Annotated in this window: 8 protein-coding genes and 3 pseudogenes; 5 read left to right on the top strand and 6 right to left on the bottom strand. The window is 44.2% G+C overall.

Annotated features, from left to right (window positions below; all coding sequences use genetic code 11):
* Positions 1 to 127: 127 nt before the first annotated feature.
* A complete protein-coding gene (locus tag FX988_RS17200) occupies positions 128 to 1741 on the bottom strand; it encodes a methyl-accepting chemotaxis protein (RefSeq protein WP_160181325.1) in 1614 nt (537 codons plus the stop codon).
* Positions 1742 to 2056: 315 nt separating this feature from the next.
* Positions 2057 to 2566 carry an Lrp/AsnC family transcriptional regulator gene (locus FX988_RS17195; protein ID WP_160181324.1) on the bottom strand — a complete coding sequence of 170 codons (510 nt, stop codon included), beginning with the start codon at positions 2564 to 2566 and terminating at the stop codon, positions 2057 to 2059.
* Positions 2567 to 2777: 211 nt separating this feature from the next.
* Between FX988_RS17195 and FX988_RS17190 the strand changes: the two genes are divergently transcribed.
* The 3 genes from FX988_RS17190 (at position 2778) to FX988_RS17180 (ending at position 7632) form a co-directional block, all read left to right on the top strand.
* Positions 2778 to 4937 (top strand): TonB-dependent receptor, encoded by a 2160-nt coding sequence (locus FX988_RS17190; RefSeq protein ID WP_160181323.1) that lies wholly within the window; start codon positions 2778 to 2780, stop codon positions 4935 to 4937.
* An 84-nt stretch (positions 4938 to 5021) separates the two neighbouring features.
* The gene (locus FX988_RS17185; RefSeq protein ID WP_160181322.1) at positions 5022 to 6323 is read left to right on the top strand and encodes a cytosine permease; all 1302 of its coding nucleotides are present in this window, start codon (positions 5022 to 5024) and stop codon (positions 6321 to 6323) included.
* Between the two features lie 181 nt (positions 6324 to 6504).
* The gene (locus tag FX988_RS17180) at positions 6505 to 7632 is read left to right on the top strand and encodes a DUF917 domain-containing protein (RefSeq protein ID WP_160181321.1); all 1128 of its coding nucleotides are present in this window, start codon (positions 6505 to 6507) and stop codon (positions 7630 to 7632) included.
* A gap of 129 nt (positions 7633 to 7761) precedes the next feature.
* Here the strand turns inward: FX988_RS17180 and FX988_RS17175 are convergent, their stop codons facing one another.
* From FX988_RS17175 to FX988_RS17165, 3 genes and pseudogenes are all read right to left on the bottom strand, one after another.
* On the bottom strand, positions 7762 to 8454 hold the full coding sequence (locus FX988_RS17175; protein WP_160181320.1) for a pseudouridine synthase: 693 nt from the start codon (positions 8452 to 8454) through the stop codon (positions 7762 to 7764).
* Between the two features lie 351 nt (positions 8455 to 8805).
* A pseudogene (locus FX988_RS21780) lies at positions 8806 to 8928 on the bottom strand (NO-inducible flavohemoprotein); the annotation flags it as partial.
* Positions 8929 to 8950: 22 nt separating this feature from the next.
* Positions 8951 to 9919: an MBL fold metallo-hydrolase gene (locus FX988_RS17165; protein ID WP_160181319.1), complete on the bottom strand. Its 969-nt coding sequence runs from the start codon at positions 9917 to 9919 to the stop codon at positions 8951 to 8953.
* A 299-nt stretch (positions 9920 to 10218) separates the two neighbouring features.
* Between FX988_RS17165 and FX988_RS21945 the strand changes: the two are divergent.
* A pseudogene (locus FX988_RS21945) lies at positions 10219 to 10956 on the top strand (PAS domain-containing protein); the annotation flags it as partial.
* Positions 10957 to 11208: 252 nt separating this feature from the next.
* Positions 11209 to 11544: pseudogene (locus tag FX988_RS21940) on the top strand (methyl-accepting chemotaxis protein); the annotation flags it as partial.
* 18 nt (positions 11545 to 11562) lie between these two features.
* Here the strand turns inward: FX988_RS21940 and cynS are convergent.
* On the bottom strand, positions 11563 to 12009 hold the full coding sequence (gene cynS / locus FX988_RS17155; RefSeq protein WP_160181317.1) for a cyanase: 447 nt from the start codon (positions 12007 to 12009) through the stop codon (positions 11563 to 11565).
* Between the last annotated feature and the right edge of the window lie 14 nt (positions 12010 to 12023).

Here is a 12023-nt window from a genome sequence, read left to right as displayed (position 1 = left end):
AAGAAGGGGGAATGCAGCTAAGCGTTATAACGTAACTGCATTATTTAACTGGTTTGTGAAGATTTTATCACGTTTTCAATAGGAATGAGCAAAGCCGAAAGCGTTAACCTAGGTTGCCGTTTAACGACTATTGAACAAACTTTTGAATAATCGTGGCCATGCGGTTTTTCACGTCCATTAAGGTCAGGTTGTCTTCATCGCAAGACTGCGCGTGTTCACCATTTAACGCTGCAATTTGGCTTAGTTCTTCCAGGTGACTCAATATCTGCTCAGTTACGCTGCTTTGTTGTGAAATGGCATTAACAATTTGTTGATTTATATCCGCAATTTCTTCGATAGCACTTGTTACTGATTTTAAATTTCCGTCAGCTTCTAACACTTTATCTACACTGAACTTGGTTTTATCTTGGCCTTGGCTAATGGCGTTTACGGCATCTGTTGTGCCTTGCTGCACGTTGGCAATCATTTGTTGGATTTCTTCCGTTGACTGCTGGGTTTTAGCGGCGAGCGTGCGAACTTCATCCGCCACCACAGCAAACCCGCGCCCATGCTCTCCTGCTCTGGCTGCTTCTATTGCCGCGTTTAATGCAAGCAAATTGGTTTGTTCTGCAATTCCTTGAATTACATCAAGCACTGAACCGATTTTACGCGCATCTTCATTCAAGTCAGAAATAACCTTTGCAGTGTCTTCGATTTGCCTAGATGAGCTAGAAATCGTTTCAATAGTTTGCTGCATAACAGCAATACTGGTCACTGCTGAGTCACTCGCTCGTGTGGCAGAGTCCGCAGCATGATGCACATATTCAGCAATGGTTTGTGCTACTCCTGATAACTGCTGTACCGCTTCTTGCACACTGGTAGTGCCTTGATTTTGTTCGGTAACGCCTTGGCTGATTGCCCCTGCGCTATCCACCAAACTAAAACACACTTTATCCAAGTCGTGTTGAGTTGCCCCTAGACCAGAATAAATCTCCAATAAATCTACTCGCAAGGATTCTACCGATTCTGCCATTTGGCCAATTTCATCATTGCGCTCAAAGGTCATAGGCGCTGCAAGCTTGCCTTGGCTCACTGCATAAATATGCCCACTCAATTGACGTAGCGGTGTTGTCACTAAAGCCTTAATACACCACAACAAAATAGCCACACCCAACACTATGGCCAACATTAAACTAACGCTTCCCCACCATAATGAACTAGCGACTTGTCGATTTTGTGATTCATTTTGCGCAATCACATGAGCGCTTATTTGTGCACTTAGGGCTTCAAGCAATTTGGTTGGGGCGCGGTCAATCCCAGTGACGGCATTGTCACCCACGTACGGATCGAAACCTGCATTGATAAAAGCGCTATATCCTTGTTGATACTGAGTAAGCAAGGCACTGTGCTGACGGGCAAAGGTGTTGAGTTGCTGACGTACCGACTCACTTACTTCAATATGTTGAAATGCCGATAAATGCTGGCTGATTTCTTTGTGTCGAGCGAGAAAGCTGTTCCAATATTTATCACGCTTGGCACTGTCTTTGCCGCGTAATAATACATTTTTCCACTCCTGTACCTGACGCTTAAAAGTCAGGTTGATCGTATCGATCAATAATGTGGCTTTGACATCTCGTTCTAATAAGTCGCTGTATTTATCAACATGGGAGTTGAGATTATTGATTGTTAATGCAGAAATAGCACTGAGAACCGTAACAAATACCACCAGCACAATTAAGACTTTCGAGCTTAACTTTTTCATAGTACCAAGATTTATCCTATTTCAAATACTTAACACCTAAGTGCAATTTCACATTAAGCCACTAAACCCAAAAATAAATGACATAGTGAACACTCAGTACACAAACTCTTTTGTTATATCGTCGATTATTTAGACTTTATTAGTAGAAAATGACCAAAACCCGTTACTTTGTCGCCGGAAGCGGTCGTAGGCATGTTGTAAAACCGCGGGATTATATTTTCCTTTGTTTACAGAAAAATGAAAGTCACTGGTATTTGCATGCGCTATCAAATCAAATAGCGTACTTGAGCGGTTTTCCTTACCTCTACCTTAGTGTTAATACTCAGGACTTTCGTCAATCCATTTTAGGTGCGCCAGAGGGTAGCCCAGAAACCACTTTGCTCTGTCCAAAACGATGCGGGTTTTAATATGCTTAATAGATAACTCTGGATTATCGCTAAGTTCACTACAGGCAGCATTCAAGGCTTTGATATCAGGAAAGCAACTCAAAGAAATATAGTCCACATCACCACTAAGTTGCATGCAATCCATAATGTGCGGCATTTCTTCTATTACGGCAGTAAAGCGTCTACGAGTAGCTGCCGTATTGTTCTCAAAGGTAAATTCGATATAGGCCAGTACATGTTCACACAATTGGTCTAAATTAACGTCTGCATGGGCAGCTCTAAAGTAGCCTGCATCTTTTAACGCTTTTACTCTTTGAAAACAGGCACTTGGTGACAGATTCACTTTTTCGGATAGTTCAATATTGGTTAAATCCGCTTGCAAGTGAAGTGTCGCCAAAATTTTACGGTTGTAGCTATCGATTTTTATCGTTTTTTTCATCTTATTACCTGATGGTTACGCTTTTTTTGGCGTGAAAAGCCGGTTCAAACAAAAACGTGCGTTTGTGGTCAAGCGTTCAAAAAATAATGCCTGTTGAATGCATCAACAACAAAATATTATTTTGTGTCAATTATGGAGACTTAAATGACTCAAAATTTGAGCAGCGTTGGAACTGTTCATTATAAAAATAAACTCCCACTGAGGCGTTAATATGCACAACAAACTAAAGTCATTTACTCAATCTACCCTTGCGCTTTGCGTCAGTCTATCGCTTATTCCTGACGTTCACGCGCAAAATACTGGCTCACCCACCGCCTCGGAACAAGCTCAGCAGAACGATTTAGAAATAATTTCTATTTCTGCCAGAGGGCGCACTGAATCGATTCAGTCAGTGCCAGACTCCGTTACTGCATTTTCATCTGAGATGATTGAGAATGCACGGATCAGTAACTTTCAAGATTTAGCCGACCTGACCCCTAATTTAAGTCAGTTAGATAATTTTCGCCCTGGTCTGTCGCGTATTACCATTAGGGGTTTGATCACGCCTCAGGTGGGTGACCCTCCAATCGCTTTTGTAGTTGATGGCGTCACAGCATCAGATATTGAGTTTATTAACCAAGATTTAGTCGATGTAGAGCGTATTGAAGTCATGCGCGGTGCGCAAGGGGCACTGTATGGCCGCGGAGCCGTCGGGGGAGCGGTACTTATCACCACCAAACAACCTATCGAAGATTTTGAAGGTAGTATTAAGGGTACTTATAGCAATGGCAATGCATATCATCTAAGTGGTGTGCTCTCAGGCTCATTAAATGAAGAAGATACGGCTTATTTTAGAATGGGTGGTTACACCAAAAGCAGTGACGGCTTAATCGACAATAGGTTTTTAAACGACGAAGCCGACGCGCTAGATGAAGACTCTATTTTCGGTCAGTTGCAATTTGATTTATTTGACGACACCAGCCTAAACATAAAAGGACGCTACACTACCAGCACCGCTGGGTTCGCCTATTATCAAGGGGTGACTGAAGACACCATTGAAGATTTTTCCATACAGACATCGCAAAACATTGCTAATCGTGACGAGCGAGATGTGTATGAATTGAGCGCACGGCTCAGCCAAGATTACGCCCTTGGCACCTTCGAATTTATCACTGCTTACAGTAAGTCTGAAAATGCGCATTTTTACGATGGCGACTATTCGGCCGACGCGACTTTCATTGATGAAGAGGACTTTTTTCGCGCTCCATTTGGCACCCAGGGTATTTTTGATGTGGAGTCTGTTACCGTAGAAAGCCGCTTTACCTCACAAAGCGACCAACCTTTACGTTGGGCAGCCTCGTTGTTTTATCAAGACAGGCAACGAGACAGTGCAGTGAGCTTTTTCGATGACTTCGTAGGCGACAGCCCGCGCACTCGCAGTGATTTTACCGACGATGATATTTATTTGGTTATCGCCGATGAAAACAGTAGCAAAGCTTGGGCGGTATCTGGTCAAATTAACTATGATATTACGGATAAATTGGAGCTTACGGGTGCCTTGCGTTTTGACCAAGATAAACGCGAATCATTCGACCCCAATTTTGCTGCCGACACCTTCGCGGCCAAAACCTTTAGTCAGTCACAACCGAAAGTTACCCTTGCCTATCAGGCAACTTCTGACGTTCTCATTTACTCAAGTTATTCCAAGGGCTTTAGAAGTGGAGGCTTCAACGAGCCTGCCGAAGGGATAAGTCGCACGTTTGATAAAGAAGTCTCCGATAGTTATGAAGCGGGCTTTAAAAGCACCTTGTTTGACAACACTGTCACCCTAAACGGCGCGGCATTTCGTATCGAACAAGAAGACGCCCAAGTCACTGTATTCAATGTGGATACCTATACATTGGAAAATCTCGCCATTGATAGTGTCGATACTCAAGGCTTAGAGTTGGAGCTAGGGTTTGCAGCCAATGAAAACCTAGATATTCGTCTTAGTGCCGGTTGGGTGGACTCAGAAATAAAACGTTTTAACGAGCAAGCTTATTTGGAGGGTGAAACTATGGTTTGGGTACCTGAATATAACGCGACGTTATCTGCAACGCACCAAGCAGAATTAAATGATACCTGGACGTTAACCTCACGAGCGGCACTGCAAATAGACGGGCCAAAATCGTTTGATATCAGCCAACCGCAAATTCGCTCTTCTGAGTATCGTTTTATCGATGCCAGTATCGGCCTGAGGTCAGAACAATGGACGGTACAACTGTTCGTTAATAACTTAACAGATGAACGCGCTATTCAAGATATCTTTTTGTATGACGATGGGGTAACTGAGTTTGCAAGGCAGCCAAATAAGCCACGCTCTTACGGAGTGGAAGCCTCATACCGCTTTTAGTGTCGACATGCTTAGCCTCCCTGAAATAAGCTAAGCATTTTCACAGCCTCTATTTGGAGGCTGTTTTTTATAGGCCGTATCATAATGACAGACGAACATATATCACCCAGTACCACTTCACTAAATGATTACGCCACAACGCCCGTTCCGCAAAGCGAGACGGTAAATGGTGTTGGTATCGGCATGATAAATGGGGGGCTGGCTTTTGCCGTGCCTGGCCTCATTACCGGCATCGAACTCGGTGATGCCTTGGGGCTAAAACAATCCATTTTCGCGTTCTTACTTGGCGGCTTTGCACTCGCCGTGCTTGGAACAGTCACCGGATTGGTCGGTATGCATAACCGTTTTTCATCTTGTATGACCATTAAATTCGTATTTGGTAGCTCAGGCGCTAACGTTATTAACCTCGCTTTTGTTCTTTCTTTACTGGGTTGGTATGGCATTAACGTGGACTTATTCAGCCAAGTGAGTCAACAACTATTGCTCACGCACGCTGAGGTAACCGCACAAGCATGGCAGCTTGAAGTGTTATTTGGCCTGTTGATCACGGTTATCACTATATGGGGCTTTAAAACTATAGAGCGTATTACCAATTTACTGGTGCCAATTTTGTTTGCCATAGTTATGTATTTATTGGTGCGTAGTTTTGGCTATGCTGACACTAACCCAACGCCTGAGGAAGTGAGCGCTTCACTTAGCTTTGGCGAGGGGGTGTCTGCTGTCGTCGGTAGCTTCATCGTCAGCGTGGTACTAATGCCGGATTTCAGCCGCTATGCGGCCAAACCCATTGATACCGTGTACGCCTCATTTTTACCCTTTTTATTAATCAACTCCTTTGTGTATGTTGTCGCCGCGTTTGCTGGCATTGTGGTGGCCGACAGTGACATCCTCTCAGTGATGCTGGTGTTAGGCTTGGGCGGTTTGGCGTTTTTCTTACTGCTTATTTCCTGCTGCGTTACCAACGTGATTAACCTTTACAGCTGCGGCTTGGGAATTATTGCAATATTCCCTAAATGTAAAGAGTGGCAGTGCATTGTGGCTGCTGGGCTTTTAGGCACTGTGGTCGCCTCATTTAACCTACTCGACAACTTCACTAATTTCTTATTTGGTTTGTCCATCATTTTTACGCCGGTCGCCGCTATCTATGTGGTGGATTTTTTCATTGTCAGGCGTGGTGAAAAATACTCATTGGCGCTCTTAGAACACAACAAACAAGTGAATAAACGGGCGATTATCGCGTGGATGGTGGGGATAGCGACCTCGACGGCGTCAAATCAAGGGTGGATCACCCTGACCACGATAGAGGTGTTTGATGCGGTTCTGCTTACCTTGCCCACTTACTATCTGCTATCACGCAATACGATCAGTGTCCCACAGCAAATTTAACTCGGGCTGAATACCAAAGACGAAATATCTTTTTGTATTACGAAAGGCATTCAAACAAATTGTGCGGGCAACGCACTGATTCGCCGACAAATAAATTGTGCCATATCGCTAACATTAAGCGTTTATAGACACAGTTCGCACTGCGCAAATAATTAAAACTCAGTGCAATAGAGGATTGAAAATGAAAGTGTTAACCCGTTTAGACATATCAGATATTTTGCACGGCTGCGCAGTGTTAGGTACAGGTGGCGGTGGGGAGCTTAGCGAGGGTTTCGGCTACATTGAAGCCGCCTTTGCAGAAGGTAAAACGTTCACTATGGTAGACCTAAATGAAGTACCTGCTGGTGAAAAGCTATGTACACCTTATATGCTAGGCGCGCTCACGCCTATTTCTAGCGAAGAAGAACGTGAATACGCTCAACTACCGAGAGTGAACACTATTCCCATGTTGGTGGCCTATGAACGCCTAAAAGCGTTAACGGAAGACGACTATTACGGCACTATTTGTTGTGAACTAGGTGGCTCAAATACCGCGATCTCATTCTATTTAGCCGCCATGACTGACGGTTATATTATTGATGCGGACCCAGCTGGGCGCGCCGTACCTGAAATCACTCACTCAACCTATTATTTCAATGGCTTGCCTGCTGCGCCCATCGTAACGGCCAATGAGTTTGGCGAGTGCTTTATCTGTGAAAACGTTGCCGATGATCAACGCGCTGAGCGTGTTGTGCGCGCCCTTGCTATGGTTAGTCGCAATGACATTGCAGCTATCGATCACGCCCTGCCCGTGGAGCGGCTTCGCGGCGCGGTTATTCCCGGCACGATTAGCAAAGCATTAACCATCGGACAAACAATGCGACGCGCTGCAAAAACACAGGATGATATCGCAAATGCTATTGCCGAATGTGCCTCAGGTTTTGTGGCATTTCGCGGTAACGTTAAAAAGTTTCATTTTGAAACCAAAGATGGATTCACGTTAGGGGTAATTCATATCCAAGGTCAGGGCGAATACAAAGGCACAATCTATTCTATTGAGGTAAAAAACGAGAACATGGTAGCGCGCCTAAATGGCGTGGTGGATGTGACCATTCCTGATTTAATCTGCATACTGGATCTGGATAAAAACATACCTGTAACCAACCCCCATCACCGCGTGGGTGCCAATGTGGCGGTTGTAATTTTACCGGCCCCGAAAGAGTTCACTACTGAGAAAGGCTTAGCGGCATTTGGCCCCGCATACGCGGGAATTGAGCAAGCATACGAATGCGCGGTTACTAAACAATTCGCAAAGCGAAAGTCAGCCTGAGGCGAGTATGCACAAGTGAGCTAAAAGCGGTCCAATTTTAAAATTGTCTTTTCGACGAGCGTTAAGCTCGTTGACTAGTATTTTCAACTCACATCCTAATCTGATTGGTTTATCGTTATTGCGGCTTACTTAGCAAGGAAGCGTGACCGCTTGCCATTCACCTTGCATTAAGTCCTGCAGAGAAAACGGGCCAAACTGGTGGCGATGTAGCGCTTCTACATGATAGCCACAAGCGGCAAACATTCTTCTCACTTGATGATACTTACCTTCATTTAGCGTTACGTTAGCGATATTTTCACTGATTATCTCTACTTTTGCCGGCAAGCATTGTTCGGCGCCATCGCCCAGTACCACCCCTTGGGCGAATGCATCGATGATGTCAGGTTGCAGAGGACGATCCACAGTGACTTCGTACAGTTTGTCTACATGGTGTTTAGGTGAGGTCAACTGATGGACTAACTGGGTGTTGTCTGTCACCAAAATAAGACCAGTGGTGTCTTTATCTAAGCGCCCTACACTGACGATTTTAGGGTTTCTTGATTCCCATCGTGCAGGTAATAGGTCATATATGCGCATACCTTCTGCACTATCGTGGCTGCACACATAGCCCAACGGTTTGTTGAGCATAACAAGAATCCCTTCAGGTGTATCAAGCACTTCGCCATCTACCAGTACCGTCTCAGGCGCAACTTTAAGGGCAGGAGAATTTGCATATTGACCTTGTACCGTTACGCGTTTGTCTTTAAGTAAATAGCGAACTTCTTTACGGCTACAATAGCCTAGATTACTCAACAGTTGGTCAAGACGTTTAAGGGCGGGCATAAGGCTCCAATTGTGAAATTTGGCAATGAATAGCAGGAAACAAGCGCGATTAGCGTAAAGTATGCCACACTAGATAGCCCGCCAAAAGTAAGATAGCGAAAACAAAGATTGATTTAAACGCCAAACAAGCTCAGAAGCTCAGCTATCATTTGCTGCGCGATATCACCGCCAGAATGAATCCCTTTTAGCCACTCTAGCTGCCAATTTGCGAGAAAATAGTTAGCAATGTATTGCCAAGTAAACGCAGTATCGAGTTAGAAACCACGCTTCATTTTTATCAAAAAATTCAGCTATAAAATGCAGTGGGCTGCAACAATGATGCAAGACTCACGCTGCTGCCCATCGTTTTAATCATAAATCGCTATGTGGACCAAATACCTCATAGTGAATCTGTGCTTCTTTAACACCCAGCTCTAGCAACTGCTTTTTGATAAATGCCATAAAACCGTTCGGGCCACAAATATAAAAATTACCGCTATAAAAATCCTTTACTAGCCTACTCACGAAGACGGCGGTAATTTGCAGGTACCCAATTAAATCCGTCTTGGGTTTTACGTAAATGTCCTAAACCAGGGAACTGCAAATGGGCACCAGCGACCAAGGCTTCTCTCTTAGCGATAGTAGAAAAAACACGTAGGCGTTGTGCTTTCGCTTGTTCAGGGTCTGAATCAAAATCAATTGTGGTTTCAGGATGAGGAAATTGCACAGCTCCAGCATGAATAAGATCGCCAATCACCCACATTTCCTGCCCTTCACTACTCACCACGTACGAGGTATGGCCGGGCGTATGCCCATGGGTTGCATCAGTTTGAATGCCAGGCACAATCTGCTCATCACCTTGTAAACCTTTGACTTTACCAGCGCTAACATAAGGGTTAAGCGACGACATGGCGCCCTGGAAAAATCCTTTACTGTCTTTTGGTGCTTTTGCCATTTGAGCTTTGCTTAACCAAAAATCGAGATCAGCCTGACCGGCGTGTATCGTGGCATTTTCAAACACGCGTTGTCCGCCTTTTGATAAACCACCGACATGGTCAGGGTGTAAATGCGTAATCAATATGTGATTTACATCACTAAGAGAATATCCAGCGGCTTGCAAACTGCTTGTTATCTTACCTAATGTCGGGCCGAATAAAGAGCCAGCGCCAGTGTCTACTAGCAGCACTTCATTACCTGTATCAATAAGATAACCATTCACTGAAGTTTCAGTAGGTACGTTTAAAAACATCTTTGCTAATTGTTGCTTGGTTTTTTCAGCGTCTTGATGGAGTAGCTTATCCATAGGCAAATCTACTGTGCCGTCACTTAGGGCTACCACGGTAAATTGGCCTAATTGCGTTCGATAAAACCCAGCTGACGATTGCTTCACAGTTGCTTCTTGAGCTAATGCGTGACTCGCCAACATCCCTCCTAACGAGGCGCTGGATGCGAGCATGAAACCTAGTGCAAATTGCGTAATCTTCATTGTTACTCCATTCATAAATGTAATGAAACTCACGTTAGCAGCTTTTTCTCAGCTATTAAAGAGTGAGAACAGCCTATCAATAGCCATATTCGCCGCTACTTTCCCTGTTAACAGACCAATACCACAGTGATTAATCTTAGATACGACTTATGTTGTCAGCATAAGCTACCAAACTACTGGTTAACCACTTAAAAGCATGCTTTGGCGTATCAAAAACCCACTAAAAATGAGCGTAATGCTATATCATTGCACTACTTTATCACCAAAAGTGATAGGTAAATAATTTACCATACACAAAAATGATATCAAAAAGGTTGATTAGAATGTTTTTTTCTCGCGCTAAAACGACACAAGATTCTATTAAAGTAGACGATTACGAAGCGTCTTTCATTCGTTCACTTGCGCAACATTGCGCGACGATTTCATTTACCCCTGAAGGGGTCATTCTAGATGCTAATGCGTTGTTTTTATCGACAGTCGGTTACACAATCGATGAGGTAAAAGGCCAACATCACCGTATGTTTTGCACAACAGAAGAATCTAGCTCATCCGAATACCGCGCGTTTTGGTTGAGCTTAGGGCGCGGACAAAGTGCGAATGGCACATTTTTGCGTAAACGTAAAAATGGTGATGACCTGTGGTTAGAAGCCACTTATTTTCCAGTTGAGCAAGATGGAAAAATTGTTCGTATCGTCAAAATAGCCAATGATATTACCGCTGAAAAGGTTCGGTTAGATAGCCAAACCGCCATATTCGAAGCGCTTGATCGCTCGAATGCGTTAATCGAATTTACCCCAACAGGTGAAATTATTAGCGCCAATGCAAACTTTATTCAAACCATGGGCTACACCAGTGCAAACGACATCATTGGTAAGCATCATAAAATGTTTTGTACAGAAGATTTTTATCGTGACAATCCCAATTTTTGGTCTGAACTTGCCCAAGGGGACTTCAAAGGTGGACAATTCAATAGACTGACCCGAAGCGGACAAACCATTTGGTTAGAGGCTACCTATAATCCAGTTTTCAATAGCCTAGGCAAGGTCATTAAAGTCGTTAAGATTGCGTCAAACATTACCGCGCGGATCCAGCAACAGCTAGCCACCCAAGAAGCGGCGGAAGTCGCATATAACACATCGATGCAAACCGCAAAAATATCCAAAGATGGCGCGGTTATTTTGCAACGCAGCGTAGACACGTCCAACGCGATAGTGACCAGTACACTGACCTCGACAGACTTAATTGAACAACTGAACAAACGATCGGATGAAATCTCAAAAATTGTCACCACCATTAGCGGCATTGCAGATCAAACAAATTTATTAGCCCTTAATGCCGCCATTGAAGCCGCTAGAGCAGGCGAGTACGGTAGAGGTTTTGCTGTGGTTGCTGATGAAGTACGCACCTTAGCAGCGCGTACCGTGAGCTCAACCGCGGGTATTGAACAGCTCGTTACCAACAACAGTGCCTTGAGCCAAAAAGCGAAAGACAGCATTGCTAGTATTCATCAACAGTCGCTTGAAAGTGCTAAGCAAGTCGAAGAAGCCGCCAATATTATAGAAGAGGTATTAACCGGAGCAAAGCATGTTAGCGAAACCGTAAACCGCTTGCGTGATGAAAGTTAATACCTCATTCAGCACTTATTAATACGATTTATAGGGTAAGAATTTTCCTGACAAGCCGATACTTACCCTATCTCCCGCACTATTCTCTTCGCGCTGAATGTCCATTGAGAAATCAATCGCACTCATAATACCGTCTCCGAACTCTTCGTGAATAAGTGACTTTATTGTTGAGCCGTAAACGTTAATCATTTCGTACAAACGGTATAAAAGTGGGTCACTTGGCACCGCTTCAGTAAATGAGCCTTTGTATGGAACAACCTGCAACCAGGCTTCGGCGTTTTCGTCCAAATCAAAAATTTTTGCCACCACGGCGGCTTGTTCTGCGTTAAACGTCATTTGGCCTAAACATCCCGCTGTGGTCCACTCTTTTGATTGACCGACCTGTTCAGCGACTTGTTGCCAAGTAATACCCTTCTGTACTTTTGCCACCAAAATAGCTTGAGTGACTTGTTCTCTGTTTTGCATTATGTTTCTCCTGA

This window comes from Paraglaciecola mesophila (assembly GCF_009906955.1).
In the GTDB taxonomy this organism is placed as follows: Bacteria; Pseudomonadota; Gammaproteobacteria; order Enterobacterales; family Alteromonadaceae; genus Paraglaciecola; species Paraglaciecola mesophila_A.
This window is presented reverse-complemented; position numbering and strand designations above follow the sequence as displayed.

What these genes read in the sequence shown, in the direction of transcription:
- FX988_RS17200 (WP_160181325.1), bottom strand. Translation starts at nt 1,741, where the DNA reads ATGAAAAAGTTAAGCTCGAAAGTCTTAATTGTGCTGGTGGTATTTGTT.
- FX988_RS17195 (WP_160181324.1), bottom strand. Translation starts at nt 2,566, where the DNA reads ATGAAAAAAACGATAAAAATCGATAGCTACAACCGTAAAATTTTGGCG.
- FX988_RS17190 (WP_160181323.1), top strand. Translation starts at nt 2,778, where the DNA reads ATGCACAACAAACTAAAGTCATTTACTCAATCTACCCTTGCGCTTTGC.
- FX988_RS17185 (WP_160181322.1), top strand. Translation starts at nt 5,022, where the DNA reads ATGACAGACGAACATATATCACCCAGTACCACTTCACTAAATGATTAC.
- FX988_RS17180 (WP_160181321.1), top strand. Translation starts at nt 6,505, where the DNA reads ATGAAAGTGTTAACCCGTTTAGACATATCAGATATTTTGCACGGCTGC.
- FX988_RS17175 (WP_160181320.1), bottom strand. Translation starts at nt 8,454, where the DNA reads ATGCCCGCCCTTAAACGTCTTGACCAACTGTTGAGTAATCTAGGCTAT.
- FX988_RS17165 (WP_160181319.1), bottom strand. Translation starts at nt 9,919, where the DNA reads ATGAAGATTACGCAATTTGCACTAGGTTTCATGCTCGCATCCAGCGCC.
- cynS (WP_160181317.1), bottom strand. Translation starts at nt 12,009, where the DNA reads ATGCAAAACAGAGAACAAGTCACTCAAGCTATTTTGGTGGCAAAAGTA.